This is a genomic window from Laspinema sp. D2d, from assembly GCF_025370755.1.
GTDB lineage: Bacteria > Cyanobacteriota > Cyanobacteriia > Cyanobacteriales > Laspinemataceae > Laspinema.
On the sequence record NZ_JAMXFC010000003.1, the window covers coordinates 81,814 to 108,812 of the forward strand.

Annotated in this window: 17 protein-coding genes and 1 pseudogene; 10 read left to right on the forward strand and 8 right to left on the reverse strand. The window is 47.8% G+C overall.

What is annotated here, in order from left to right:
* Positions 1–137: 137 nt before the first annotated feature.
* A pseudogene (locus tag NG796_RS03040) lies at positions 138–395 on the reverse strand (DUF1830 domain-containing protein); the annotation flags it as partial.
* A gap of 303 nt (positions 396–698) precedes the next feature.
* Between NG796_RS03040 and NG796_RS03045 the strand changes: the two are divergent.
* From NG796_RS03045 to NG796_RS03055, 3 genes are all read left to right on the forward strand, one after another.
* The gene (locus NG796_RS03045) at positions 699–1,967 is read left to right on the forward strand and encodes a M48 family peptidase (RefSeq protein WP_261204446.1); all 1,269 of its coding nucleotides are present in this window, start codon (positions 699–701) and stop codon (positions 1,965–1,967) included.
* Between the two features lie 207 nt (positions 1,968–2,174).
* Positions 2,175–3,089: a hypothetical protein gene (locus NG796_RS03050; protein WP_261204447.1), complete on the forward strand. Its 915-nt coding sequence runs from the start codon at positions 2,175–2,177 to the stop codon at positions 3,087–3,089.
* Positions 3,090–3,192: 103 nt separating this feature from the next.
* Entirely contained in the window at positions 3,193–3,948 is a 756-nt protein-coding gene (locus tag NG796_RS03055) for an HIRAN domain-containing protein (RefSeq protein ID WP_261204448.1), read from the forward strand.
* A gap of 106 nt (positions 3,949–4,054) precedes the next feature.
* Here NG796_RS03055 and NG796_RS03060 read toward each other — a convergent pair whose 3' ends face one another.
* On the reverse strand, positions 4,055–4,708 hold the full coding sequence (locus NG796_RS03060; protein WP_261204449.1) for an SH3 domain-containing protein: 654 nt from the start codon (positions 4,706–4,708) through the stop codon (positions 4,055–4,057).
* 238 nt (positions 4,709–4,946) lie between these two features.
* Entirely contained in the window at positions 4,947–6,275 is a 1,329-nt protein-coding gene (locus tag NG796_RS03065; protein ID WP_261204450.1) for a mechanosensitive ion channel family protein, read from the reverse strand.
* 306 nt (positions 6,276–6,581) lie between these two features.
* Between NG796_RS03065 and NG796_RS03070 the strand changes: the two genes are divergently transcribed.
* The gene (locus NG796_RS03070; RefSeq protein ID WP_261204451.1) at positions 6,582–7,481 is read left to right on the forward strand and encodes a DUF928 domain-containing protein; all 900 of its coding nucleotides are present in this window, start codon (positions 6,582–6,584) and stop codon (positions 7,479–7,481) included.
* Positions 7,482–7,684: 203 nt separating this feature from the next.
* A complete protein-coding gene (locus tag NG796_RS03075) occupies positions 7,685–9,610 on the forward strand; it encodes an adenylate/guanylate cyclase domain-containing protein (RefSeq protein WP_261204452.1) in 1,926 nt (641 codons plus the stop codon).
* A 125-nt stretch (positions 9,611–9,735) separates the two neighbouring features.
* On the opposite strand, the gene xseA is transcribed toward NG796_RS03075, so the two are convergent.
* Complete coding sequence (xseA, locus tag NG796_RS03080) at positions 9,736–10,968, reverse strand: exodeoxyribonuclease VII large subunit (protein ID WP_261204453.1); 1,233 nt, start codon at positions 10,966–10,968, stop codon at positions 9,736–9,738.
* 211 nt (positions 10,969–11,179) lie between these two features.
* On the opposite strand from xseA, the gene recA reads away from it, so the two are divergent.
* On the forward strand, positions 11,180–12,286 hold the full coding sequence (gene recA, locus NG796_RS03085) for a recombinase RecA (RefSeq protein WP_261204454.1): 1,107 nt from the start codon (positions 11,180–11,182) through the stop codon (positions 12,284–12,286).
* 128 nt (positions 12,287–12,414) lie between these two features.
* Here recA and rsgA read toward each other — a convergent pair whose 3' ends face one another.
* Together rsgA and NG796_RS03095 are read right to left on the reverse strand one after the other, a co-directional pair.
* A complete protein-coding gene (gene rsgA, locus NG796_RS03090) occupies positions 12,415–13,476 on the reverse strand; it encodes a ribosome small subunit-dependent GTPase A (RefSeq protein ID WP_261204455.1) in 1,062 nt (353 codons plus the stop codon).
* Positions 13,477–13,890: 414 nt separating this feature from the next.
* The gene (locus NG796_RS03095; RefSeq protein WP_261204456.1) at positions 13,891–17,022 is read right to left on the reverse strand and encodes an MFS transporter; all 3,132 of its coding nucleotides are present in this window, start codon (positions 17,020–17,022) and stop codon (positions 13,891–13,893) included.
* A gap of 365 nt (positions 17,023–17,387) precedes the next feature.
* On the opposite strand from NG796_RS03095, the gene NG796_RS03100 reads away from it, so the two are divergent.
* The gene (locus NG796_RS03100; RefSeq protein WP_261204457.1) at positions 17,388–17,591 is read left to right on the forward strand and encodes a hypothetical protein; all 204 of its coding nucleotides are present in this window, start codon (positions 17,388–17,390) and stop codon (positions 17,589–17,591) included.
* On the opposite strand, the gene NG796_RS03105 is transcribed toward NG796_RS03100, so the two are convergent.
* Positions 17,588–19,087 carry a CIA30 family protein gene (locus NG796_RS03105; RefSeq protein WP_261204458.1) on the reverse strand — a complete coding sequence of 500 codons (1,500 nt, stop codon included), beginning with the start codon at positions 19,085–19,087 and terminating at the stop codon, positions 17,588–17,590. The two genes, NG796_RS03100 and NG796_RS03105, sit on opposite strands and share 4 nt — an antisense overlap.
* A 423-nt stretch (positions 19,088–19,510) precedes the next feature.
* Between NG796_RS03105 and NG796_RS03110 the strand changes: the two genes are divergently transcribed.
* Positions 19,511–20,671, forward strand: a complete 1,161-nt coding sequence (locus tag NG796_RS03110; protein WP_261204459.1) for a DUF481 domain-containing protein — start codon at positions 19,511–19,513, stop codon at positions 20,669–20,671.
* Between the two features lie 455 nt (positions 20,672–21,126).
* Positions 21,127–22,416, forward strand: coding sequence for an FAD-dependent hydroxylase (locus NG796_RS03115; protein ID WP_261204460.1), 1,290 nt, complete (start codon positions 21,127–21,129; stop codon positions 22,414–22,416).
* A gap of 95 nt (positions 22,417–22,511) precedes the next feature.
* Here the strand turns inward: NG796_RS03115 and NG796_RS03120 are convergent, their stop codons facing one another.
* The gene (locus NG796_RS03120; protein ID WP_261204461.1) at positions 22,512–24,362 is read right to left on the reverse strand and encodes a peptidoglycan DD-metalloendopeptidase family protein; all 1,851 of its coding nucleotides are present in this window, start codon (positions 24,360–24,362) and stop codon (positions 22,512–22,514) included.
* 837 nt (positions 24,363–25,199) lie between these two features.
* Here NG796_RS03120 and NG796_RS03125 point away from each other — a divergent pair.
* On the forward strand, positions 25,200–26,963 hold the full coding sequence (locus NG796_RS03125) for a mechanosensitive ion channel family protein (protein ID WP_261204462.1): 1,764 nt from the start codon (positions 25,200–25,202) through the stop codon (positions 26,961–26,963).
* Positions 26,964–26,999: the final 36 nt, after the last annotated feature.

Here is a 26,999-nt window from a genome sequence, read left to right on the forward strand (position 1 = left end):
AGTGAAAATCAGTAAAATCTGTGGTTATCCATCTCAGCAATATTTCAGGTTTTAAATTCGATATCTTTTATCGAGGAACCCCTTGAGGATTCAGTGTTGGATTTTTTTTAAAAAATGCCAAGTTAAACCTGTTTCTATTCGTCACAAATCAGGCGATCGCAGGGAATCGTATCCGAGAGAATCGCCCCTGCCGTTCCGCCCGTATGCACTTCTAACAGGGACTGCTTAGGGGCCTTAAATAAGAGCCGTTGTCCGGGAAACATCACTCGTTCAAAATACCAATTAGCAATATTACAGATTCGGATAATCTGAATTTTGCTTGTAATGTTAACGTAGCAGCAAAGAATATCGGTAGTGTTACCTATAGCTGTTTCGGGAGCCTGGAGTTGAGCCATTGTTCAGAGCCTCTTTTTTATAGAATTACCGCCGCCGTGGGCTGCGCTGAGTGCAACCCTCTCTTTGATATTAACCTTTTGTTACATTATTGGGGATCAATCTTAATATTGTGTTAATATTTGAAGTTTTGCATCTAAAAACCCTTACTACATAAGGGTTTCAGGGTATAAAGTAGCCAATTTAACCTTAAAAATACTGCAATTCATCAATTTTTTATCCGTAATTATGAATTGGCAATAACTGATTTAACTCTAAAACTTCTCTCTTGATGAGCAGGAGTATTCTTCTGGGGATCACTCCCGATGGAGAATTTGCAGCAGCCATCCCTTTGCTGTTACCCTCAAGCAAGAATCGCCACGGGGATCGCCCCAGGAGGAAACGGCATGATTCGGATTCAGGGAATCGTCAAAGCAGCGCAAATCGCCAGAAGTCAGTTACAGGAAGGAGTCCCCCGTAGTCGCCTGCTCAGTTTTCAGGAATTCATCCAGGAAACCCTCGCCCAGATTAACCAAATCTGTGCCAATGCCAATATCAGTCCCTCCCAACTCCCGACGCCCTCGCGCAAAGCCTATGAGTTCCTGGCACAAATCGACTTATCCAACCTGCCCGTTGCATCCCAGCATAGCCCCTCAGTCTCTGTAGAACCAATTCGCCTCAAAAATATTCGTAATCAACAACAACAGGTTTTAGCCGCGATCGCCTCCATCGTCGCTCATCCGCAAAATAGCCATTCACAAAAACAGCAACTGCTCAAGAGTCTTCAAGAAACCGTAGGCACAATCGACGGAATCTGCACTCAACAGAATGCCACCCCAGCCCAATTAAATAAAAGGTCTAGGCAGACTTATGCTTGGATAAAATTTTTAACCGACGAAGCGAATTTAGAACGCCATTTGAGTGCCACAAGACGCACCCAGCAGCAGGCAGAAGAAATGCTGTGGACTCGAATGCAACATCCCTGCAAAACCATTGCGATCGCGTTTACAAATATGACCCATTTGTACAAAGGAAAAATCGGCCCATTAGAGGCAAAAGCCCAAATCAATGAAGCCTTTATTAATGCCAATGATGAGATTTTAGCCGCCCTAGTTCGATTAGCCTTTGTCGGTAAAAATCAAGAAGATAGTCAAGGAATTAAAGAGTATGCTCTTTCCGAAGAATACAGCGAAGTAGTATTAGAACTAGATTTGATAGCGGATACCGAAGCCGAGAATCCCCAAGGAAAATGCTACAACCTCGATCGCCTATTTCACACCCTCAACCGAGAGTATTTTGGGGGGAAAATGGTCAAACCGCGCCTAAGCTGGAATGGGTCCTTTACCACCCGCAAATTCGGGCATTATGAACGCGGACGCGATCGCGTGGTATTGAGTATTAGCTTAGATAGCGATCGGGTTCCGCAATATGTAGTGGAGTTCGTCTTGTATCACGAATTGCTTCATAAACAGCATGAAGGGAAATGGGTAAATGGACGCTTGAATGTGCATACCCCAGAATTTCGCCAAGACGAGAAGAAGTTTCGCAAGTATAAAGAGGCCGATCAATGGCTCACTCGGTTAGCCTCCGAGTAGGATAGTTTGGAGGGGGTATAGAGACAAAAGATCTGGCTTAAACATAAAAATTGGTAAAATTAGAGGCAATCCCGAATCCCATTAAGAGGATCATTGAATCACTCCATTTCACCATTATTCGGGTTTTCTAATTGCTCTGCTACAATATAAAATAAGGTGATCAGGCTTTACGTTACCTTGATAAATATAATTTATAAAGCTAAATTAATGTTCGACTTCTTTCCTATATTTAAAATTCCAGAAAATGCTACTCAAGAACTAGAACAACTAGGGACTAAATATAAATTTTGGTTTAACCATCCTGAATTGGGTAATTGTCTCTATAAACAATCTCGTCCCAATACGGGAGAAGATTGGTCAGAAAAAATATCGGCTGAATTGTGTAAATTACTGGGATTGCCTCATGCTGAGATTGAGTTAGCAAGCTGGAACGGTAGTCGGGGGACAGTTTCCCCCTCATTTCTCCCGGAAAGTGGAAGACTCACCTTGGGTAATGAAATTCTGGCTCGAATGATGCCGGAATATCCAAAATTTGATTCTAAAGTATCAGCACATACTCTGAATGTGGTACTCAATGCCATTCACAAAACTCAGGTGAAACGTCCGATTAATTGGACTCCCCCAGCAGGAATCGAGACAGCCGTAGAGACTTTTATTGGCTATTTACTGTTAGATGCTTGGATCGGAAATAGCGATCGGCATCACGAAAACTGGGGAATTATCGAGTCCCCCGAACCGGCAACGGGTCAACCCATCAGCTATTTAGCCCCTAGTTATGACCACGCATCCAGTCTCGGACGGGAATTACTGGACCCTAACCGGCAACAGAAACTCAATAATCACGCTGTTACTGCTTATGTCAATAAATGTAGGTCCGCACTTTATGCAGATCCAGAAGACAAATACCCCATGAAAACTTTTGATGCCTTTGGTGAAGCTAAAAAACAATATGCTAATGCTGCTTTAATTTGGTTAGAGCAGTTGTCTACTGTGTCAACAGCCGATATTAATACACTGTTTGATAAAATTCCCGGAGAGAGAATTACTCCCATTGCAATTTCTTTTTCTCAAGAAATCTTAACTTGTAATAAAATGAGACTAATGAAGCTAGATAGTTTTTAGTCTGCGGAGGTACGAATCGTTTCTATATTCAAGACTTGACAAGGAAATCACTATTTCGAGGCTTGTACCTCCTGAGTCCATAAAATGCTGTAAAAGAGGGGCTATGTTTAAAAAATTGTTGATTGCTTGGCAAGATCCAGTGAGTCGGGCTTGGTTCGTGATTGCCCAATTAACTTATTCGGGAGAGTTTTATCAATTTCGTTATCTACAAGGCGTAAAAGAGGCTCGGGAGAAATCGGGGTTTGAAGGATTGTTCTCTTTTCCCAGCTTAGAAAAAGTCTATGAATCTACTGAGATCTTTCCCTTTTTCTCGAATCGAATTTTAAAACCATCCCGTCCTGATTATCCCGATTATATGAGTTGGTTAAATTTGCCCGAATCAGAATATGATCCAATGGCAATGCTTTCTCGCAGTGGGGGGACCAAGGTTACCGATCAGTTTGCCCTGTTTCCCTATCCGGAATTAGACGATCGCGGACGGTATCATCTCTACTTTTTTACACATGGATTACGTTATTTACCCGCTACCAGTGCCGATCGCATTCTGACTCTACAAGTGGGCGATCGCCTATTCTTGATGCATGACTTCCAAAACGAATTTGATCGCCTTGCCTTGATGTTACGGACTGAAGATGCTCATTTAGTCGGTTACTGTCCCAGATATTTGCGAGAGGATATCTTTGATGTTTTCCACCAGAATCCTCATGCCGTAACGATTACCGTAGAGCGAGTTAATCCACCACCGGCCTTTTTGCCCATGCGGTTACTATGTCATCTCATCGTTGATTGCCAAGGGTTCCAGCCGTTTTCTAGTCCCATGTATCAACCGCTGCCCGAAGCAGTTGCCTTGTTAGAATAATTTGGGGATTGTGTAAGTCCTGGCTTAATTTTATCCAGATTCAATCCTTAAAATAATCCCTCTTTGTTTAGACAAAAGAGGGATTATTTATGGCAATTAACCCCTATTAACTTTGGGGACAGAGGGTTAAACTGTCAGCGGAAATATAACCATTAATCGGGAAAGTAATTTGAACCCAATCTCGGGGTTCTCCATTGATATCTCGGACGAGTTGATAATTTTCAACTAAGGTGACTCGTGCAGCCGCATCAACGCCGCCTTTATAGGCGGAAAGGCGGGATGGGTTTTCGCGAATGGCTAAACCTCGGGGTGCGCGATCGCCATTGACTTCTCGGCATAAGCTAACCGGGGTTGGTCCGGTACTCGGTACCGGAGTTGTTCCCACTTGTTCGATACAATAGCCCAAATTACTGGTATTACCATTTCCATTGGATATATATCCCTGCACGGGGGCGGCAATTTCCACCCATTGGCGTCCGTCGGGTCCTTGGATACCTTGAAATCCTTGGACTAAGGTCACTTGTTCGTTATAGGGAACAAATCCTACCTGGGGACTGCCTGGATTTGGTCCTTGGCGGATAATTAACCCCGAAGGGGCGAGGGTGCGACGGCAGAAACTTTGGGTTGCCTGTGCCTGTGCCTGTTGCCAGGAGGGCGTTGAGGCGGAAAGGGTTTGGGTCGTTCCCGTTAGTAATCCTCCAGCGATCGCCAATAAACTTACAAATGCTGCGGGTAAGTTCGAGTGAGTAAATTTTCTCATGATTTCATCTCCAAATCGAGTAAAAACTGTCGTATTATTATGAGTTAGTTATAACCGATAATTCTTAGCTTTAAATCAGTCTGGAGATAGGTATTCGCTCCCTCTCCCGGTAACCCTCCCGGACATCATCACTCTCAATCTCCCTGGGGGAATCCTGAGTAAAACACAACCGAAACCTCCCTTGGTTTCGTTCTCTTATTGGGTTACTAGGTGGTCTTGTATCAGGGATTTCCGGCCTTTAGCCTTGGGGTCGGGAGGGCTGAATTGAGGGAGGTAAATTCCGAAAAGTTAGAGTATAAATTTCCGTCGGCATTTCAACATTTGCCTGGTCTAATGCCTCTTTAATTCTTTGCGCGCCCTGAGAGGTCATTTCCAAAAACTCTGCTCGTCGGGAATCTACCCAAAAGCGAATTTCTAAATTAATCGTACTAGCTGCCAATTCCTGAACGAGGACTTCTGGTGCTGGGCTGGGTTCTACTAAGTCGAGTTCGGATAGGGCTTTTAAAATTGCGGCTTTGGCCTGGTTGATGTCAGCTTCATAATCAATACCAACTATTACCGAAGTGCGTCGCCGAGGTGAAGCGGTATTGTTCGTAATACTGGATGAAAAGACTTCTTGATTTGGAATATAAATCAGCCGTCCATCATAAGTTCTGATTGTAGTGGCACGGAGTTGCACTTCGGTGACTGTGCCTTCATAATCACTGATCGCAATCTGGTCCCCAATCCGGAAGGGACGAACCGCCAGCAGAATCACCCCGGCAATATAGTTACTTAAAACATCTTTCAAACTAAACCCGATCGCCACACTGGTGAGTCCTAATGCTCCCAGTAAAGCGGCAAAATCTAGCCCTAAAACGCCCAAGGCAATCACCCAACCGATGCCCCAAATCGCCCCATAACCCAATCGGGAAATCAACAGTTCTGTACTGTGATCGCCTTCGGTTTTTTGCGCCCAACTATAGGCAATCCGACGGACAGCAATAGCCAACCCCCAAGTTAATAAGATGACAATTAATGCTCCCACTAGCGAGGGTAAGTTACCAATTGCATCTTGAAGTAAATTCCGCACCGTGGCATTGAGGCGTTGGGCGACATCGATCGCCAGGGGAGGACGATCAAAAGCTTGGTTTAATTCCTCCGCCCACTGATTGGCTAAAACTTGAGCATTTTCAACCCCAAAATCCTCCGCATCCTGCTCGATTACTGTCATAATCACGCGGTTATTGACTTGCAACGTTGCATAATTTGCGACCTGATTATACTGAACAGTAATCGAGTCTAAAGTTTCAGATTGACCCATTAAACTGCTGATGCGTCGGTTGATAATCTGTGCGCGTTCACGTGCGGTGAGATTTCCCACACTGCCGATTTGAAAAATCGGCCTGCCTTGCACAATAACATCAGCAAAAAACGGTTCAATCAACCTCGGGACAGTCTCTTCCGTTGCTGGTGAGGGTTGAGATACCGGCATCTCCTCTTGTGCGAAACTCGGGGAAGCGATCGCCATCATCGCGCCTAAGAGAAACCCCCCTAGGTAAGCCGTCCTCCTCAGATTTACTTTCATTAGGTTGTGTTTTAACATAATTAGATGCTCAAGGGTCAACGGTACTGCCTTACATTGTGATCCACAATCGTCCCTCCATTGCTTCCCCCTTATGGCATATCTTCAATGCCGATTCATCGGGAAGTAAGCGATTTTTTCGGCGCGATCGCTTTCTCCTCGTTAATGAGTGGAGAGGCGGGATGTTAAGCCAAATCCCTGTTACCCTTTCTTTTTAGAGAACAAAACAACTTGAATGACAGACTAAGACATAAAAGCAGAAATTCCCCTCTTAAAATTTAATTCATTCATACAGGAGAGCGTTGTATTATGCCTGGGCAAAAGTCCCCTCTATCTCTAAGTCCCGTTGGGTTCGCCGTCTTGATGGCGATCGCCATTGTCTCTCGCTTGTCCACACCGCTACAGGCAAGCACCACCGCCGGAGAAATCCCCACAGCAACCCAAGGCGGGGAACTCCTCACCCAAGGGGATCCCCTGGATCCGCCAAAGGATGAACCCTCTCCCTTACAGGGTTCCGCAGGAGGCACAAGGTTTTATCAGCCGCCTCTAGTAGAACCGCCTTCGCGAGGACTTCCGATTAACAATGGAATTCGCGGTAAATGTCCCGTCGATCGCGAGATTCCCTCGGAACCCCTCACCGCCTTGATGCCTTCCTCTGGAGTTGGGTTAACCGTAGCGGGAAATTCCACCACCTTTTTTATCTATTTGCCCTCGACTGCGGCCCTCACTGGGGAATTTGTCCTGCAAGATGAGACGGGAACAGAACAGCTTTATCAGCGGATGGTGACACTCACCAATACCCCTGGGATTATCAAGCTCACGGTTCCCTTAGATGAGCTATCCTTAAACAGTGGGGAGTATTATCGGTGGTACTTTAGTATTCTGTGCGATCCGACCGATCGCGCCGCTGATTTATTCGTCTCGGGATGGCTAAAACCGATGGATGTGAGTCCAAGCTTAATGGCGGATCTGGAAAATGCTGCAACTCCCCTAGAACGTGCTGAAATTTATGGAAAAAATGGCTTTTGGTATCCAAACTTGGAACTGTTAGCGGATATGCAGCAGTCCCCCAGTAATTTTTCTACAGAAGCAAAAATGGGATGGGATGAACTGTTGAGTTCTGAGGTTGTTAATCTCGAATCTCTGGTCAATCAGCCGTTTTTAGAATGCTGTGAAATGGAAAATCAACCGTTACCCACCGAGCAATAAACGGACCGTGTTCTGCATAATTTCAGGGTTCGGTTGACATCCCCTTGAGCCCTATGGAGTCATCCGCCCGTCCGTTTCTTATCTCAGCAGTGTCAATTTAATTTTCCTGTAAAATCTGAACGATTATTTTATCCTCTCTCCCGGTGCTAATGTCTCATCGAAATGTACCCCTATTCCAAGTTTTTATAAGACAATCTCCCGAGGTGACAGCTAAAAAAATTAAACAGGTTTTATGGGAATGGCGCGGGGTATTCATCACCGCTCCTACTGTCGCACTTTTAATCCTTGTCTTGCGAAGTTTGGGCGTCTTGCAACTATTAGAATGGGCTACCCTTGACTTATTTTTTCGCTGGCGTCCCGTAGAACCCACCGATTCGCGGATTGCCATTGTTGTTATTAATGAAGCGGATATCCGACGCGCTAAAACTTGGCCGATTTCTGACCTGGTTTTAGCGCAATTACTTGAAACCATTAAAAGTCATCAACCTGCCGCGATCGGACTGGATATTTATCGGGATCTACCCGTAGAACCGGGACAGGACAGGCTCACTGAGGTATTTACTTCAACCCCCAATTTAATTGGAATTCAGAAAATAACTGGAGATGCTCATGGGGATTCCGTTAACCCTCCGGCTCAATTAAACGAACTTGGACAGGTGGGGGCAGCCGATATTTTATTAGACAGTGATGGGAGAATTCGGCGTATTTTACTCTCCCTTAAAGATAAAAATGATAAAACTATTTATAGTTTTCCTGTAAAATTAGCCTTAGAGTATTTAAAACCCCAGGGAATCGGATTTGAATTACTAGACCGCGAACGGTTTAAATTGGGGTTGGGAAAAACCTCTTTTGTGCGCTTAACTGAAAATGATGGGGGTTATGTAGGCGTGGATGCCGGAGGCATTCAAATTTTATCGAACCCCCGTAATCATCTTTGCCGAAATCAGATGCCTCACTGTCATGTTTTTGATACGGTGTCTATGACGGATGTTTTGGAAAACCAGGTTACACCGGATTTTTTTCGCGATCGCGTTGTCTTAATTGGCTCGACCGCAGCGAGTCTTAAAGATAGATTTTTTACATCCTATAGCAATAATTGGGTCACCGCCCCAGCGGGGGTTGAAGTTCATGCCGATGCAGTGACTCAGTTATTAAGTGGGGCATTAGAGGGAAGACGCTCTATCTCCGTTTGGTCTGATCCAGTGGAAGGAGTCTGGATTTTTATATGGTCTGGGGTGGGTGCAATATTAGGCTGGAGGTTCTTACGAATTCGCTCCAAAATTATGATCCTGGCCTTAGTTTCCGGGGGGTCGATTGGCGGAGGATTTTTGGTCTTTTTAGCGGGATGGTGGATACCGATTGTACCCCCTTTGCTGGCTTTAATCAGTTCAGCGGTAGCGATGGTTGGCTATACCGCTTATATTGAAAGTGAGAACCGTCAAACGGTGATGAATTTGTTGGGTCAGCACGTTTCCCCCAAAATTGCTCAAGCGGTGTGGAATAGTCGTCATGAATTACTCAAAGAAGGGCAGATTTTAGGGCAGCAAATGACCGCAACAGTGCTATTTACCGACCTGCAAGGGTTTACCCGAATTACTGAACAGACCGATGCCCAAACCTTAATGCTGTGGCTGAATGAGTATATGAAAGCGATGGCAGCGATTGTCTTAGAGCATGATGGGGTTGTTGATAAATTTATCGGGGATGCCATTATGGCTGTGTTTGGGGTGCCAATTCCCCGGACGCACTCGGATGAAATTGCCGCAGAGGCGATCGCCGCTGTTGCTTGTGCGATCGCGATGGGGAAAAAATTGCGATCGCTCAATCAGCAATGGCAAGCTCAAGGCCGTCCCACCGTCGCTATGCGCGTCGGCATATCCACCGGCAATGTCTTCGCCGGGAGTCTCGGCTCTCGCCAACGGTTAAACTATACTGTGTTAGGGGATACGGTCAATGTCGCCGCCCGCTTGGAAAGTTACGATAAAACCTTAGAGGGGGGAGTTTGTCGGATTTTAATTGGGGAAGAAACCTATCACTATATTCAGGGAAAATTTCCCACTCAATGTATTGGTAGTGTCCAATTAAAAGGAAGAGAACAGCCCGTGAATATCTATCAGGTTTTGACGTAGGTGAAAAATAAAAAGCGAGCAAGATGCTTGCACTCCCCAAATATACCTCGGGACTTGGCTGAATCCAAGTCATGCACAATTGGAGGCTCTGCCTCCATAAACCCAACAGAGGCTTATATAAAATATTATTCCAAAATTTCCGTAATTTGCACCTTCACCTGACCTTGAGCCAGTTGCACGATCGCCTCCTCTCCGGCCACTAACTCACTGCTACTGCGAGCGATCGCCCCATCCTCTTTCTTCAACACCGCATACCCCCGCTGTAACACCTTTTGCGGGTCCAACGTTCCCAACTTTTGCCGTAACAACTCACAATGCTGCTGCGCCCGATCGCTTTGTTGTAACGTTGCTTGCACCAGTCTTTTTTGCAACCATTGCAGAGATTGCCAATCTTCTTTGAGTTGTCGTTCTAACGGTAACCGATATAACCGCGATCGCAACTGATTAATATCTTCTACTTCCTGTGCGATATGCTCAACCATTGCTGCTTTCACCCGTTCCACCCGGGACCGATGTTCTGCATACAAACTCGCCAATTCTGGAACTACAATTTCAGCCGCAGCAGTGGGAGTAGACGTTCTAACATCCGCCACTAAATCAGCCAGAGATTCATCTCGTTCATGTCCAATTCCCGTAATCACCGGAATCGAACATTCGGAAATTGCCCTCACCACTCGTTCATCATTAAAACAAGCCAAATCCTCCGACGCCCCCCCACCCCGGGCCAAAATCAGCACCTCAGCGCGACTATCCCTCTCCACCCGGGCGATCGCAGCGGCGATCGAAGCTGGGGCCTGTTCCCCCTGGACCGTTGCCGGAGACAGCAACACCCGCAATCCCGGATAACGCTGATTGAGCGTTCGCTGAATATCCCCCCATGCTGCTGCCTGGGGAGAAGTCACCACCGCGATAATCTGCGGATGATGCGGTAACCGGCGCTTTCGGTCCACATCAAATAACCCTTCTGCTTCCAAGCGCGATCGCAACTGACGGTAGCGCAGGGCCTGTAACCCTTCCCCTGCGGGAAAACCTTGCCACACCGTTAGCTGATACTCACCCCGCTTCGGATACATCCGAATACTGCCTAACACCAAAATTTGCTCCCCCCGTTGTGGCATCTGTACCAATTTTTCAAGCTGCGAATTCCAAACCACACAGCGAATCGTCGCACTCCCATCCGGTTCCTGCAACGTGAAAAACAGCCCACTGCGATGGTGATTGGCACTCGAAACCTCTCCCATCACCCAGACTTGCCGCAGTTGCGTATCCAACTCCAACAACTCTTGGATGTAGGCGGTTAATCCAGCCACCGATAGGGCCGTATCCGTCAGCATTTGATAGGCGTTCGACTCATTCATGAACAGTTCTCAGGGTTTGAGCAGGGACTAAACAATAAAAGCTATAATCAGCAAGACTTTTACAGCGTTTTGAGCTGGGCGGCCACCTGGGGGAAAAGCCACTCCATTTTTAAAACAATTTTAACCTTTGATGCCCCCCCCACAGCCTAAGCTGAAGTAATGTAGAATAGATAGTCAACATACCCAATCTGCAAGTCCCAAAATTAAGATAATGGCTACAGCAAGCACAGCGAATTCTGAAAAAGACAAGGCCCTAAAAGTGGTGCTTTCCCAAATTGAGAAAAGCTTTGGCAAAGGGGCGATTATGCGCCTGGGAGATGCCACCAAGATGAGAGTCGAAACGATTCCATCAGGGGCGCTTACTCTCGATTTAGCCCTGGGTGGCGGGTTGCCAAAAGGCCGCGTCATTGAGATTTATGGACCAGAAAGTGCCGGTAAAACTACCCTGGCACTCCACGCGCTTGCAGAAGTTCAAAAAGCTGGGGGACTAGCTGCTTTTGTGGATGCGGAACACGCCCTAGACCCGAGTTATGCCTCGAAAGTGGGGGTTGATATCGAAAATTTACTCGTGTCTCAACCGGATACGGGAGAAATGGCGCTAGAAATTGCGGATCAGTTAGTGCGATCGGCAGCAGTGGACCTGGTGGTGATTGACTCCGTGGCGGCCCTCGTTCCTCGGGCAGAAATCGAGGGACAAATGGGCGACCCCACCATCGGTTTACAAGCGCGGTTGATGAGTCATGCCTTACGGAAAATTACCGGAAATATTGGCAAATCCGGCTGTACGGTGATTTTCCTCAACCAGTTACGGCAAAAAATTGGCGGTTACGGCAACCCAGAAACCACCACCGGGGGAAATGCGCTCAAATTCTACGCTTCGGTTCGTCTGGATATCCGCCGGATTCAAACCTTGAAAAAAGGCACGGAAGAATACGGCATTCGGGCAAAAGTTAAAGTCGCCAAGAATAAAGTCGCGCCGCCTTTCCGGATTGCTGAATTTGATATTTTGTTCGGCAAAGGCATTTCTAATATGGGATGCTTGATTGACCTAGCAGAAGAAACCGGCGTGATTAGTCGTAAAGGCGCTTGGTATAGCTACAACGGAGATAATATCGGTCAAGGACGGGATAATTCCCTGAAGTATCTGGAAGAAAATCTCCCCATCACCAACGAAATTGAAAAGAAGGTGCGAGAACAGTTAGAACTCGGCGCGGTGGTTTCTGCCAACTCCGTAGGACGTTCTAATCGGGATGATGACGATGAAATCGATGCCGATGGTTATGAAATTGAGTATGTGGATGAGGAGAATGCCGATTAAATCGCTAAATAATCTATAGCAAAGGAACCAGAAACCCCGTTTTTCCTTTACTAAAGGTTGTTGCGTTAGTCGGTTTTAACCGACTTGAGTTATTAGGCGGGGGTTCAACCCCCCGCCGTTTTTTTGTTTTATCCCTTACTCAAGTTCCGGATTTGTTTATGAATCTTTTTCCAGCGTTTCTTCTCCGCTAATTGAGCAGTTTGGTCCTGTTTTCGGGCCAAATAGGCTAACTCGCTTTGCAGTTTTTGATAACTGAAAAATCGTTCAAAATCCAACGTTCCTTCTGCGATCGCCTCCTGGATGGCACAACCGGGTTCGGAGTCATGTTGACAATCCCGAAATCGGCATTGTTGCGCCAAAGTTTCGATATCCGCAAAGGTTTCCGGTAATCCCTCTTGATGGTTCCAAGTTTGAATTTCCCGCATTCCTGGGGTATCAATTAGCATGGCACCGGAGGGTAATATCATCAATTCTCGATGGGTGGTGGTATGCCGTCCCCGACTATCGGTTTGGCGCACTTCCTGCACTTTTTGAGTAGCAGTCCCGAGTAATTGATTGGTGAGGGTGGATTTGCCAACCCCGGAGGAACCGAGTAAGGCAACGGTGTTTCCGGGTTGCAGGTAGGGAGTTAAGGCATCTAATCCAACTCCAGCGATCGCACTCAGGGGAATAATCGGTACTCCCATCGCCACTGCTTCTACCTCAGCGATGTAGTCTTCCAGGCGATCGCACAAGTCCGCCTTATTCAACACAATCACGGGTTTTGCACCGCTTTCCCAGGCTAAAATCAGATACCGTTCAATGCGCCGCAGGTTAAAATCCCGGTCCATTCCTGACATTAATAGGACCGTATCGATATTAGTCGCAACGATTTGTTCACGGGTTTTGACTCCGGTACCTTTGCGAGAAAACTTAGTTTTTCGGGGCAAAATAGCCTGAATTATTGCTTTATTTTCCCCCTCGCGCAATCCCATCGCGACCCAATCTCCCACTGCCGGAAAATCGTTTTCACTGGTGGCGTGATAGCGCATTTTTCCCGTAATGTCGGCTAAGAATTCCCCGCCTTCGGAGTAAATGACGTAGAGATGTTTATAGGCGATCGCCACGCGTCCCGGTAGATAGCCTTGTTGCCGATAGGGTGCAAAGCTTTCGTCAAAAAATGGAGTCCAACCCAGTTGTTCTAGGTTCATGGTTGAGAGTTCCTCGATTTGTCTGGTGTGTCGATTCCCAGGCATCCCGAGAAACCCGCAGGGAGGTTTCCAATGGAAAATTCATTCTCAAAGTCTCTAGGTTAATGCCCGGTCATGGTTTTGCATAATTCTTGAGTAGAAATGGCGACTAACTCAGACATAGGTTTCCTCCCGATTCGTTCATTGATGAGTAAATAATCTCTCTTGCTTTTCAATTGAGAGACTACTATTTTTCTATTAAACCCTAAAGAAAATCCGATGTCAATAGGGAATTTAGTGAAATTTTGAGGTAAAAAAAAGCCCCTTAGAAAAGAGGCTTTTTTTCTATTATAGTGCGTCCCCCTCATATTTGTAGAGGCTATTGATGTACTACCCCTACAAGGGTGAGAAGGAAGGCGTCAGCCGGGAATGGTATTACATAACCCGTGCAGTCAGAAGCACACCCAAAGCACCAGCACCGGCAGCAGCAATCCCCGAAACCAACGCGGTGAAGAACAACCACCAGGCGGCAACTTCTGCGGCTTTGCGGGTTTCTTCTACTTGGCGTTCGGCTTCGTGCTTGATCTGTTCGATGCGGCGTTGGGTTTCGAGTTGCATCCGTTCGGCGCGACGGAGTATATTATTGCGAACCCCTTCGATTTGATCCACCATCCGATTGGCATCGGCTTCGGAAATGTCATCGCGAGAACTAATGACAGCTACGAGGGTATCGCGATCAAAGTGACTGAGGCGATCGCGCAAAGCGTCAAATCCCGCTTGCGGATCATCGAACAAGGTGCGAATATCCCGCTTGAGTCCTTCGTAGTTGAGTTCCGGACGATCCAACGAGTTGAGATAGTTGCGAATGCGGGCAAAAATGCCATCAACAACCGCTTTAATGCGGTCTTGAACATTCTGCACCTGTTGCATGAATTGGTCGCGAACGGACATAATCCGACCGACAATTTCCTTGGCTTCTTGTTCTGAAATATCAGAACGTTGTGCCAACAATGCCTCAATCGTTGTGCGATCAATATGACCCAGGCGGTGTCCCAGATTCTTGGCACCCAGACGCGGATCGGCGATCATTAATTGTAAGTCACGCTTGATGCCTTCAGGGTTCAGTTCCACCTTACCCGTATTCCGCAAGTAATCTTCAAAGGTTTGTTCAAACTCAAACGCTTGTTGTTTCACCCGAGTTGCCAGTCGGCGCGGTGCACGGAGGACCTTGCGAATATTTTGCTGTAATTCGTCAATAATCCGGTTGACATCCTCTTCGTTCAAGTCTTTCCGTTGGGACAGCAATTGAACCAAAGTATCGCGGTCCATTTGACTCAGGCGATCGCGAATGGCGATCGCACCGGCTTGAGGATCCTTGAGGAGGGTTTGCAAATCCCGCTGAATTCCTTCCGGGTTGAGTTCGTCTTTCCCGGTGCTTCGCAGGTAATTGGAAATTGCAGAAGTCGCTTGATCATACTGTTCCTTCGCCTGGTCCGCCACCTTTTGGGGAGCATGAGAAACATTGTACCAAGTATGTTCTACTCGGTCTACAATCTCGTTAACTTCATCCTCACTTAACTCTTGCCGTTGGGAGAGCAACTTCACCAAAGTATCGCGGTCAAAGTGCGATAACCGCGATCGCAGCGCCGCAAAACCGGCTTCAGGGTTATCCAATAATTTACCCAAATCCCGCTTAATACCTTCGGGATTGAGTTCTTCTTTCCCTGTATTTCGGAGATAATCCTGAACATGGTTCCACTGGAGATCCAGATTCGCTTGGGCTGCTTCTTGGAGTCCTTTCGACTCTTCTAAAACCAGATCCCGGGTTTGTTCCAACGCCACCAGCATTTCTGCCGCTTCATCCCGAGTGAGATCGTTGCGATCGCGCATGGTATCAATCATCATCGCCCGGTCAATGTGTGCCAAGCGATCGCGCATTTCACGATAATCCGCCGTCGAATCGGAAATCAGCTTCTTGAAATCCCGCTCAATATCCGACGGTTTCAGGGTTTCCTTGGGACTATGGCGCAAATAGCGTTCCACCCGATTTCGCAGATCCTGGGCTTTTTGCTCTTCCTCGGCACGAGTCACGGTGTACAACACCTGCAACCGCACAGCTTCTAAGTGACTGGCGATTTCTTGAATCTGCTTTTGGGTAAATACCCCCCGAGAAGCCAACATATCCACAAAATTGCCGCGCCGGAAGCGTTCCAACTCTTGGCGAATCAGTCCCGGATCGGCTTCAGGATCAAACAGCACATCCCGGAATTCGCGATCAATCGTCTCCGGGGTCATCTGCCAGGAATACTTATTGAAGACGTAATTGTCAATATCTGCTCGTAAGGCACTGTAAGGTTCAGCCGGTTTACCCTGAATTTGCCGAGTAACTTTCTCAGTTCCTTCGGTCACTTTGTGTTTGGCTTCCTGTAACTGGGACAGGATTTTTTCCAAATCGAAATCGGATACATCGGTCCGTCCCATCAGCATCCCCAAGGCTGTATTAAATGCCAGCATCATCCCCTGCTGCATCATCCCGGGTTGTTGTTGATTTCCCTTGTTTTGTTTGTTCTGACCCTGATTCCCGATCGCATCAATCAGGCGATCGAGCTTACTATCTAGGCGATCGGAGATTAAATCTGCCGGTGAAGCGTCCTTAATATAAGTCACCAATTCCCCCATCCAATCTTTCTGGGGTTGCAATTTTTGCTTGGTTTGATTCCAGGATGCTTCTAACTCATCTACAATGCGATTGATATCCCGCTTTGATAAATCCGTGCGTGAACTGACCAGAGACACCAAAGACTCCCGGTCCACATCCGGTAGAGTACCTTGAGTCGCTAATTCATGCAGTTGGGGTTCATTTAGCAAATTTTCAAATTCTTGTCGGATCCCTTTGAGATCCAACTGTGCCGGTTTTAAAGCCTGAATGTAATCTTCTAAATTTTCGCGAATATCCTGGGGATCAAAAGCTTGACCGAGTTCACGCCGCACTGCTGCGGCTGCCGCTTCCGCCGTTGCTACCACCTGATTAGAGGCCGCTTTGGCTCCTAAAGCGCTGGTTGCCGTTCCCAAAATCGACTGAAAGCCGGAAGTAGCGGCATTAACCACCGAACCGACTAACGAGCCTACCGTGGTAGAACTGACCCAGACCAAAATCGAGAAATAAGTGGCCCAAATCACCAATCCCACAATTGCGCCTAACCCAACACTGACCATCAGGCTGAGTTTAACCGCCAGTAATGCAGCGCAAAATAAAGCAATACTAACGGTGACCAAAGTCCAGATACCAACTGCCGTTTCTACTTTCCGAATCGTACCCCCTAGGGTATCTCCCGAGTCAGAATGTGAGCCGGACGACCGGGAACTATTACCCATGTAAGAGATACCCGCAGCAACCGAAAGATTTGTTAATAAAAGTTGAAAACCAAAGGCTAAGAGGACCCCAGAAACTAAAGCTGCAAAAAATTGGGGACCTGAAAATAAAACGGAAGACTGTTCTGGCGTCGTGACTACAGGCACCTGAGCCAGACCGCCAAACTCTATCATCCTTTGTACAATTTGAAACATGGTAGCTACCTCGAACGTAGTAAATAAAATTGACTCCCACAATTTGATAAATGGGGTGAGCCACTGAGGATGAAGTCTTTTTAAGTTTTTTTTTGACACCTCCTTTAAACAGCATTGTTCTATACCCAAGGAAAAACATCCCCCTGAAGGCGGATTTATCAAAAATACTTCGGATTACCTGATATTTCCGTTCCCACATTTGGCGCATCAAAATCAGGGGAGAGACATCCTGTAGCTTATAAACTGGGGTTTTTGGGGCCGAAGAGTCTTGTACCCGCAAAATTACAACCGCAGGAGAGCGACTAACGTACCTCCATGAGTCGCATGGTCAGCATCAGTATGAGAACAAGATTAAGATACTTTGTATGAGTCACTTTCTAGCTCTTGCATTTCAAGATGAGATTCAGGGGACAAAAACCCGATTTTCGGCGCATAACTGGCAGCAAAACCGCTCTAAAGGCATTTATACCTGTAAAGGTCAATCTCCAGATCTGTATCAGTCCAGTTTGCTTTCCTACATCTCAAAAACAGGACAAGGCAATGCCTTGTCCCAATGGGTAAATAATTAGCTAACCGCTTGGCGATCGCGCTCTAACTGGCTAAATAACCCCCGCCAATCCCCTGCCGGACTTCCTGCGGGGTCGGCTTTCACCTCAAAGGTCATATTACAGGCTTCCGGGAGTTCTAACGCCTGTACGCACAACTCAGCGATATCCTCGCGACTCACTTTCCCCTTGATATTATCCCCTTGCTCAAACATTAACCCCTCACCCCCCGGTTCTTCCGTGAGCGCACAAGGGCGGATAATCGTATAAGGTAATCCACTGGCCCGAATAGTATCCTCACCCCGTAATTTCCAAGTTAAAATCCCCCCCAGTTGCTCATTCATTCTCACCGCTGGCGGTTCTAACTCTAAGTCTAACCCCGGACGTCCCGGACGGGTCACCCCTGCCGAACTCACTTGAATAAACCGGGGTAAAGTTGGACCGCCATAGGCTTTCAAGGATTGAATTTGCAATTGAAAGGGTCCAGGTGTAAATTTGGGATTCAGTTCCCCATCGTACTCAAATTTACTCAGCATGATTTGCACCGAGCGAATTTGACTAATATCTAAAGGCGGGCAATCTGTCAAGGTTTTAGCCCGAAAAACCGGGATAAATTCTGAAAAAGGAATGCGAACCGTAAATTCTATATTAGCCACAGTATCAAAGGAATAGCAGTAGGAAATACTATCCCATTTCGGATCAGTGCGAAGAATTAATTTATACCGATTGCCATCACCTTTAACGCGAATATCAATCCCTTGATAGGTAGATAAATACAACGGGGGTTTAAAATTGCGGGTGCGAATAGAAACAAATCCACCCGAATTTGAGGTAGAAACGTTCCCAGAAAACAAAGCTGTTTTATTAACCAGGCGGACGTTACTTTCGCTGACTCCACCCATGACAATATCATCTAGCGCACCCCAAATTTCTTTGAGGTTGTCCGTGGGTTGGCTGAAATCAAAGATAACTTTTTCATGGGGTGCACCCAGGGTCGCCAGTTGACGACGCGTAGCATCGACTAAATTTTGAATGCCGCGATATTCCACTTCTTCAGGTACATCCAAGACTTCCGGTGTATAAAATTTGACCCCCTGATAATATTTTTCTCGGGTTGGGGTATCCCCTTCCACGGGTTGTACCCGGGTTCCGATACAACAAATCACGGCGGTGACATCTTGCAAGAGGCGATCGCTCAAACTGTCAGCAAGGGTGATATCCGCATCTACCAAGTCCACTCCAGTCCCCAGCATTTCTCGTCCCCGCTTGAGATCCCGGACTAACCCTCTAACAGAGTAACCCCGCTGTTGGAGTTTTTGCACCACCCGCTTCCCCACGCCTCCCGTGGCACCGGCAACAAGAATGACTCCCGATTTTTCCGGTGTGCTGATGGTACTTTTCCCCCCGGTGAGGAGATTTCTGATCCAGGAAATATTCCCCAAAAACGGGACTACTCCAAAATAGGACAAGGTTTTCCAGAACCTGCCTGCATCCCATTGAGGGCGTTTTTGTTCAGTCATGGTGATTGTTCTCCAGTCTATTAAAGGTTACTCTCTAGTGGTAACAAATATTTGGGAATGGGGTGGGGGTGGGTTGCCGCACCGATCGCCTCCCCCGGGGTTTTCGCTTTTTATCCGGTTCTCTTCGGGTTCAAATTGTAAATACTTCCAATCAGAGAATTTATAATTTTAATCCTCTGATTAGCAGGTTAATAATATAATTAATAGCCTGAATCACTTAAATAAATTGCCTGTTAAATTGCTTAAATCATGAGTACAGTGAGGAAGTTGAGCAGCTCAATCTTATTAGTTATGACGGGTATTTTTCTAGGGTGTTTAACTGGAATATTACCGGCGCAGGCACAAGAACCCCGCACCCTTTTTTATCCTAACCGAGAAGCGAGCAGCACAAACAAACCAAATGCTGCCAATTTTGGGGAGGAAATGACGGTTCGACAACTCCATCAACCCCTAGACAGAATTGGTGAGTCAAATTTACAGATTTTAGAAGAGGCATTAGAACTCGTTAATACCCTGGAAGAACCAGAAGCCAAAGCCCGGTTATTAACTGAGATTGCTCTGAAATTTGCCGGGATTTCCCAAGAAGAACGGGCTCAACTTCTCTTGGCTGATGCTTTAATCGCCGCCAATGAAATCGAAGCAGACTCGTTGCAGGTTCAGGCTAAAACTGCGATCGCCAGGGCCTATTTTGACCTGGGACAAGCCGAAACTGCTGCGGACTTACTCTCCGACGCCTTAGCAACCACAAATCGCCTAGATGACCCTGGGGTAAAAACCAGCTTATTAGCGGAGATTGCCCTCACATACAACGCGATCGCCGAGTCCGATCGCTCCTTAGAAATTTTATCCCAAAGTCGTGACATTACCCTAGGCAATCAATCGGCAGAATCCGCCGCCCTCTTTCCCTTTGAACCCACCGGGTGGGAAGGTCAATTGGGACTAGGTGCATCCTTCTTTTCCGGGGACAAAATCACCAGTGAAACCAGTTTAAACTTTGCCCTAGAGCGGCAATGGCCGACGGATGAAGTAAATTTTCAAATCAGTTTCACCAATGACTATGATAATAGTCGAGTCTCTCCGGAAAAAGATAATCAAATCCAGGCTCAAATTGATACAGAATATCGCCATCATGCCACAGAACGCTATCAATATTTTATCAGTTCCTTAGTCCGTCGAGATGAAACCGATGGGATTGATATTCGGACTAATCTATATACGGGTCCCGGGATTAACATCTGGCGTGCCGGTCCCGATCGCTCCTTTGATATGCAGTTGGGTGTAGGCATTCGTTATGAAGACTCCAACCGCCGCCAGGATGATTTAGATGTTCCCGTGGCTCAATATCGAATGCGCTATAAAGATGTTTATTTTGATTTCCTCACCCTGCGTCAGTTCCTAACCTTCGAGCTACCCTTTGATGATTTTGAGGACTATTATATAGAATCTTCCACTACTCTAGGAATTCCTATTGTTCAAGGCTGGTCATTTAATAACAACTTGATTTTAAGATATGCAAATAACCCCTCTCTGGATAATCCTAATTTACGGGTCGATTTCGTCACGGGAATTGAGTATCAATTTTAGAGAATGACGGGGGAGGTTGGGGAGGATGGGGGAGATGGGGGGGATGGGGAGGATGGGGGAGATGGGGGGGATGGGGAGGATGGGGGAGATGGGGGAGATGGGGGAGATGGGGGAGATCGGGAGGTTGTAGAGTACCTGTAGTGTCACGGCAAAGCTATGACACAGGGTCTGTAACTACCCTAGTCTCAATACAGACGGCACAGCCAAGTCATGAGGAACGACTACAGTCGTTAAACAGAGCAAGAAACACCTGTAGTTTTTATCTCCCCCAACCTCCCCATCTCCCCCATCTCCCCCATCTCCCCCATCCCCCCCATCTCCCCCATCCCCCCCATCTCCCCCATCCTCCCCATCCATCTCCCCATCCCCAACACCTCTGGCCTGAAATGGCGATTTGCGGCACAATGATAAGGAATATGACCTATCTTTATTTGTTTTGAGAAACCTCGATAACCATGCCTTTACAGCAGCTTACTCGCGAAACAACGGTCACTCCCGGATCGGAATCAGCTTTTGATTATGATGTGGCGATCGCCGGTGGTGGAATTGCTGGGACAACTTTAGCCGCCTCTTTAAAAGATTCCGGTTTAAAAGTTGTGCTAATTGAGGCATTGCCTCCCTCGGTTGCCGCTTCCCGAAATCAAGTGTATGCTCTGTCCCTGTTGTCCGGGGAAATTTTTCAGGCGGTGGGGGTGTGGGAGCGGATTTTTCCGAAAATTACCCCATTTAATCAAATTAGTCTGTCAGATTCTGGACGAGAAGGGGTGCGCTTTCAACCGGCAGATTTAGGGCGAGAAACCCTGGGTTATGTGGGGGAACATCAGGTATTACTCACGGCGTTGCAGGATTTTCTCACCGATTGTACTCATGTGACTTGGAATTGTCCGGCGGAAGTGCTGGGGGTAGACTACCAAGCTGATGGAGTGGTGGTAGAAGTCCGATCGCGGGTTGAGGAAAACCCCGAAACCCAACGAATTCGCACCCGAGTCTTAATTGCTGCGGATGGGGCGCGATCGCAGATTCGGGAAGCAGCAGGCATCAAAACTCGCGGTTGGAAATATTGGCAATCCTGTATTACAGTCCAAGTGAAACCGGAAAAACCTCACGCCAATATTGCTTACGAACGATTTTGGCCCAGCGGACCCTTTGCCATTTTACCCCTAACTGAAAATCGTTGTAATATTGTCTGGACTGCACCGCATGAAGAAGCCAAAGCTTTAGCTGCCTTGGATGAGGCCGAATTTTTAGTGGAACTCCAGAAACGCTACGGGGAACAAATGGGACGAGTCCAACCGATTAGCGATCGCCGGGTATTTTCCGTACAACTGATGCAAAGTAGTCGCTATGTGCAACCCCGCCTTGCTTTAATTGGAGATGCCGCCCATTGTTGCCATCCCGTGGGGGGACAGGGACAAAATTTGGGGATTCGGGATGCAGCGGCGATCGCCGAAATTCTCACCCAGGCGCATCACCGGGGAGAAGATATCGGGTCCCTGGGAGTCCTCAAACGATATGAACGCTGGCGAAAAGTCGAAAATCTGACTATTCTGGGCTTTACGGACCTGCTCGATCGCCTCTTTTCTAATCAATTCTTACCCGCAGTGATCCTCCGTCATCTCGGATTATGGGGATTGCGAACCCTTCCCCCCGTCAAGCAATTAGCCTTACGATTAATGACAGGACAACTGGGACGACATCCTGAAACCGTGAAAGCGTTATCGGTCCCCTCAAGTTCATCCTTGTGAGAGTAAACAAACGAAAGGACACGGCGATGCCGTGTCCTGAATCACAATGAAACCCTGGAAAACCGCCCAAACTTCAAGCTATTTCCCCTAACGGTTCACCGCGAATAGACCGCTTGTCCCACCGTAGAATCGACTCGCAACTTCTGGCGATCGCCGGGAAGATAGGCCAACGGATCCGCCGCATCAGTCCCGGGAGGATAGAGTTCAAAATGTAAGTGCGGACCCGTACTATTGCCCGTACTCCCCATTTCCGCAATCAGTTGACCTTGAATCACCGCCTGACCCGCGCTGACCAAAATGCGTTGATTGTGAGCATAGCGAGTGAGACTGCCATCGGGATGCTCAATTTCCACTAAGTTTCCATATCCCCCAGAATTCCAACCCGCAAACGTGACGATACCCGTTGCTGCGGCCATAATCGGCGTGCCAATGGGTCCGGCAATATCAATTCCTTTGTGCATTCGTCCCCAGCGCATTCCGAACCCCGAGGTAAACACGCCTCGGGCAGGCCACATATAGCCTTCAAACAGTTCAGCGGGTTCGGGAAGGTAGGAACCGGCTGCCGCTAGGGGGGGCAGTTCGGGGACCGGCGCAGGAGTCGTTTGAATTCTGCCGCGTAAGGTTTCCAAACGGAGGCTGATGCTATTTTCTAGGGGGTCTGCGGACGTTTCAGATAGGGTCGGGGTGACGGGACGAGGGGGTAACAGGGCACTGAGACTTTCGGAGGGGCGGGGTCGCCCTTCCCAAGTGGGTTGAAAGCGATCGCCTACCGGCACTGTTTTATCTGTGGGAACCGCTTGGGAGTCGAGATCCTGGAAAGGTTCGAGATCCGCTTCAGTCAGGGCAAATCCCTCACCCCCAATCCCCCAACGATGACTGGGTAGGGAGAATTGGGACTCGACGGCGGGGCGATCGCTCTGATGGAAGTTGTCCGGGGACTCATCGGGAGCCTCATCGGGTTCCGGAGATGGCGGAAACAGAGTCACCACACTTTCGGCGGGGACGGAGGGAAACAGAGATGCAGTTATTTCAGGACTTTCCCCGGTGGGGGTGAAAGATTGAGACCTAGAAACCGTGGAAAGCTCAGTTGGAGAGGATTCTGCCTCGACGATCGCTAGGGCCTGGTAAATAAAAGCGGCCACTTCCGCACGGGTAGCGATGCGATCGGGATTAGAAAACCAGTCATTGGGGATGCTCCCTCCATAACTATGCCGATGCTGTTCCAATTTCTCCAACAGGAGAATCGCCCCGGCGAGACGATCTTGGGCATCGGTGGGAATAGATGCGGCGGCGGAAAAATAAGTCTCTAAATTTCCCAGGATGTCCTTGGGGGGTTTTAAGTTTAAGCCATTGACAAGGGCGACTAAGACTTGGAATCGGGGAATGGGTTGGTTAGCTTCAAACCCAGGGTTTGGTTCACCTCCCATTCCTCCCATTTCCAATGCCCTGGCGATCGCAGTTTGTGCCCAGTTCTCCTCTGGAACCTCTGCACTCAACGCCTCATCCTCCGCCAGATAGCGGTCTCGAAAGGCTCGTTGCAGCACTGTCGCAAATTGGGCTTGAGTCATCGCGGCATCGGGCTGAAAACTGCCATCGGGGAAGCCGAGAATAATTCCCTGAGCTTGCAGCACTTCGATAAATTCTCGGGCCCAGTGTCCTTCTAGGTCAGTTAATGGCATTTGAGGCTCCAAAGAAGCGCTCAAACTGCGATCGCTTGGATTCAAGTCGTTTAGACTCGGATCCAGTGTTTTATCCCGATCGCTAGGTGTACCTACAGCATAGTGCTGTAATGCTTCCTCTCCAAAGGGGTGAGGGTCGCGGACTTCGTTACTTGCTGAAGATGCCAGTGCGGCAGAACCTGCACTCGGACTAACACTAGCCTCTTGGGTGAAATCTGCTGTAACAATGGCCGCTAAAGTGCCAATTGCAAGCTGTTGAATGTTCATTGTTCGCCTCCTCAGTCGGACAAAGCGTTAAATTCAGACCAAATCTGGGCATAAAAAAGCCCCCAGATCGTCCCCTGATGGGTTCGTCATTGGGCAACGCCTTTCTTGAAAGTCTTACCCTTCCAGTGGTCAGGTGTTCTTCTGAACAACCCCCAGGGGTCTAGCAGAAATCACCTCCCTCACCTCATTCAGGGTTATCTTGGGCAATCAATCTTGCCCCTCCCGTGTTTCTACGGAATTTCCTGATCCAGTCAGGTTAATCCCTGAAGAATATTGCAATCTAAATGCCGTTCTAGGGAACCGAAATTTCGCAGAACGGGTCATCCTGCAACATTCCCTTTGGGATGAGAAATGCAGGGGATCGCCTCATAAAACCGGGTACTTATTCAAGCTCTATACTCAGATTGCAACTCCCAATCCGTACAGTTTTGTAAATTAATTTTCCTGAAAATCATTTTCGGGGGTTTTTTTATGGTGAACCTTCAAGGTTTGAGAAATCTTAAGAATTAATTAAACTGCACTTTTTTTAAAAAAAGTATTGCACCTTCAACAGAATAAAAAAGTAGCAGTTCCCCACAGCAAATCAGGGATTTGATCCAAAAAAAGGGCTGCTACACCCCTGAAGCGGCTTCTTCCACTTTAAAATAATTGTGGTAACAATAAAAGCAACAGAGTTTTCGGGTTTTCTGGTGTATCCCCCGGGCCTGTCTCAACTTTAAAATACAAAAAACGCCAGCATAACCGAGTCTATTTTCCTCTAGGGAATGGCAAAATAAGGACAACTAAAATCGACTTTTGAGGTCGGGTGAGTCCAAAATCAAGCCATTGAGCTTCGTCGTGAAACCAAGAAGAACCGTTAATCCCTCTCGAATTGGGAATTTTAAACCCCTGGTTGGGGCAACAATCATCACCTTGCTGGTCCTCATCGGACTCCTGTCCCTAACTCCGATGCCCAGTGCTGGAGCCACCGTAAACCCTTCAAATTGGAACTGGGTTGCGTCAGGGGAAGAGTCCCCGGAGGCGATCGCCTCGGTCCCACCGGAACCCTACATTGCCCAATTTCGCTCGGAATGGCTCAATCAGGAACTCCAACAAGCACAATCTGCCGTGACTTTGGATGGAAGACGCCTTTTCTTTGTCACTCGGGCAGGGGAATATCCCGCCGATGTTCGCGCCAATGTGATTGAAACTCAGCTTCAATCCGTTGCAGATTCGGCCATGCCTTTTGAACTAGAGGTGCGGCAAACCAATCAACTACCCGCCATTTACCTCAACGATCGCCTCTTAGTTACCGTCACCGCCGGGGATACGGTGGATAACTTCACCCCCCAAGCTCAAGCTGAAGTTTGGATGCGGGATCTTCAAGAGGCCCTAGAACAAGCTAAACGAGAACGGGAAGGGCGATTTATCCAGCGATCGCTGATTCACGCCATTGGCATTATCATCGCCGTCTTGGTCCTAAATCGCGGATGCAGGCAAATGTGGCGAAGGTATCGCCAACCTTTGCAGAATCTCTTTCGCGGCACAACCCCCGAAGGAGAACCCTCTGACTCCATCGGTGCAATGGATTTGTTATTCACCCTCCTGGGGACACTCTTCCGCATCGTCTTAGCAGGGGGGACCATTCTTTATATTGCCAACCTCTTCCCCTTCACCCGACAATGGAGCTACCGCCTCACCGATGTCCTGATTACCTCCTTTACCACCCCCATTATCACCCTGACTGAACGCGCTTACAGCATCATCGATCTAGCGATCATCACAGGGATGCTCATTGGGGTAGTCGCCATCTCAGGAATGGCAACCAATACCTTGCGATCGCGGGTGTTGCGTCTTGCGGGACTGAATCGGGGTGCAGAAGAAGCAATCTCCATCGTCACCAAATACTCCCTGATCATCATCGGTAGCATCGTCCTTCTGCAACTCTGGGGACTGGATATTACCTCCCTCACCATCGTTGCCAGTGCCCTGGGTGTGGGGATTGGTTTCGGGTTTCAGGATATCGCCAAAAACTTTGGCAGTGGAATTGTCCTCGTTTTTGAGCGTCGCATTCAAGTGGGGGATTTTGTCGAAGTCGGGCAGTATGTGGGGACCGTTGAACGCATTGGGGGTCGGAGTACCACGATCCAAACCTTAGACCGGATTTTTATCATTGTGCCAAATTCCCGGTTTTTGGAAACCGAAGTGATTAACTGGTCCCACCGCAACCCCGTTTCTCGATTGCATTTGCCGGTGGGTGTCGCCTATACTTCTGATGTCCGCCAGGTCGAAAATGCCCTATTAGATGCAGCGAAGGGACATCCGGATGTCTTGCTAGTTCCCCCACCCCGGGTTTTTTTCAAAGGGTTTGGCAGCAGTTCTTTAGATTTTGAACTGCTTATATGGATTTCAGAACCCAGTCAGCAATTTGGGATTAAAAGCGATTTGTATTTCCGGATTTTCTCCTTGCTGCACCATGTCGGGGTAGAAATTCCCTTTGCTCAACGGGATTTGCACCTTCGGTCCGGAAGCTTGCCGGTGCAACTTTCCCCCGAACTGGAACAGGCATTATTGAAATGGCTCGATCGCAACAAACCGGGTAAACCAGAGGAGATGTTGTGAACCGGGTAGTATCTCCTCTGCCGCGCATCGCACTTT

What these genes read in the sequence shown, in the direction of transcription:
- NG796_RS03050 (WP_261204447.1), top strand. Translation starts at nt 2,175, where the DNA reads ATGTTCGACTTCTTTCCTATATTTAAAATTCCAGAAAATGCTACTCAA.
- recA (WP_261204454.1), top strand. Translation starts at nt 11,180, where the DNA reads ATGGCTACAGCAAGCACAGCGAATTCTGAAAAAGACAAGGCCCTAAAA.
- NG796_RS03070 (WP_261204451.1), top strand. Translation starts at nt 6,582, where the DNA reads ATGCCTGGGCAAAAGTCCCCTCTATCTCTAAGTCCCGTTGGGTTCGCC.
- NG796_RS03105 (WP_261204458.1), bottom strand. Translation starts at nt 19,087, where the DNA reads ATGACTGAACAAAAACGCCCTCAATGGGATGCAGGCAGGTTCTGGAAA.
- NG796_RS03100 (WP_261204457.1), top strand. Translation starts at nt 17,388, where the DNA reads ATGAGTCACTTTCTAGCTCTTGCATTTCAAGATGAGATTCAGGGGACA.
- NG796_RS03055 (WP_261204448.1), top strand. Translation starts at nt 3,193, where the DNA reads ATGTTTAAAAAATTGTTGATTGCTTGGCAAGATCCAGTGAGTCGGGCT.
- NG796_RS03120 (WP_261204461.1), bottom strand. Translation starts at nt 24,362, where the DNA reads ATGAACATTCAACAGCTTGCAATTGGCACTTTAGCGGCCATTGTTACA.
- NG796_RS03065 (WP_261204450.1), bottom strand. Translation starts at nt 6,275, where the DNA reads ATGAAAGTAAATCTGAGGAGGACGGCTTACCTAGGGGGGTTTCTCTTA.
- NG796_RS03115 (WP_261204460.1), top strand. Translation starts at nt 21,127, where the DNA reads ATGCCTTTACAGCAGCTTACTCGCGAAACAACGGTCACTCCCGGATCG.
- NG796_RS03110 (WP_261204459.1), top strand. Translation starts at nt 19,511, where the DNA reads ATGACGGTTCGACAACTCCATCAACCCCTAGACAGAATTGGTGAGTCA.
- NG796_RS03045 (WP_261204446.1), top strand. Translation starts at nt 699, where the DNA reads ATGGAGAATTTGCAGCAGCCATCCCTTTGCTGTTACCCTCAAGCAAGA.
- xseA (WP_261204453.1), bottom strand. Translation starts at nt 10,968, where the DNA reads ATGAATGAGTCGAACGCCTATCAAATGCTGACGGATACGGCCCTATCG.
- NG796_RS03060 (WP_261204449.1), bottom strand. Translation starts at nt 4,708, where the DNA reads ATGAGAAAATTTACTCACTCGAACTTACCCGCAGCATTTGTAAGTTTA.
- rsgA (WP_261204455.1), bottom strand. Translation starts at nt 13,476, where the DNA reads ATGAACCTAGAACAACTGGGTTGGACTCCATTTTTTGACGAAAGCTTT.
- NG796_RS03095 (WP_261204456.1), bottom strand. Translation starts at nt 17,022, where the DNA reads ATGTTTCAAATTGTACAAAGGATGATAGAGTTTGGCGGTCTGGCTCAG.